The 549-nt window shown below is 51.2% G+C and carries 2 protein-coding genes; both read right to left on the bottom strand.

Annotated elements, in window-relative coordinates; all coding sequences use genetic code 11:
* The coding region (gene pucE, locus ACWHAR_RS30950; RefSeq protein ID WP_452088914.1) for a xanthine dehydrogenase subunit E at window positions 1-491 on the bottom strand (491 nt) is incomplete at its 3' end.
* Window positions 482-549 (bottom strand): hypothetical protein (locus tag ACWHAR_RS30945; protein WP_452088915.1); only part of this gene is annotated, 68 nt, incomplete at its 5' end. The genes pucE and ACWHAR_RS30945, both read right to left, overlap by 10 nt.

The raw sequence follows: 549 nt of genomic DNA, 5'->3' as shown, positions 1-549 counted from the left end.
AACTCTCTTCTAATCCTGCAAGCTGACCGCATAATCCCGCCATACCCGGTACACCGGCACAAATTCCCCGCCAGCCCTTCTTCTATATCTTCGTCAGAAGGTTGAGGGGTTTCACGAAACAGTGCTTTAAGCGCAATTATCATTCCTGGGGTACAGTAGCCGCATTGGAAGCCTCCTTCTTCCAGAAAAGCGGCTTGGCAGATATCCAGTTCCTCTTGTTGTACGCCCTCGATTGTTGTAATGGAATGGCCGTCCACTTGGTAAGCCATGGTCATACACGCATTGGCCAGTTTTCCGTCGATTAAAATAGAGCAGGCTCCGCAGCGGCCGATTCCGCAGGACACCTTAGTCCCGGTCAGCTGAAATTCCTCTCTAAGCAAGTCACTCAGATGTGTCGTAGGAACGGCAGCAACCTCCCACTCCTGCCCATTCACGGTCATCCGGAACTGTTCCTTTTTTACAGGAAATGGCCCGGCCTCTTTTATGTCCATTGCTTCAGCCCCTTTCTGTCGATCGCTTCAAGCAGCTCTTCTCTTGAAATTGGCAGCT

The sequence above is a fragment of the Bacillus sp. LR--39 genome (genome assembly GCF_053613335.1).
Note: the sequence above shows the minus strand (reverse complement) of the source record. Positions and strands in the feature narration are given on the sequence as shown.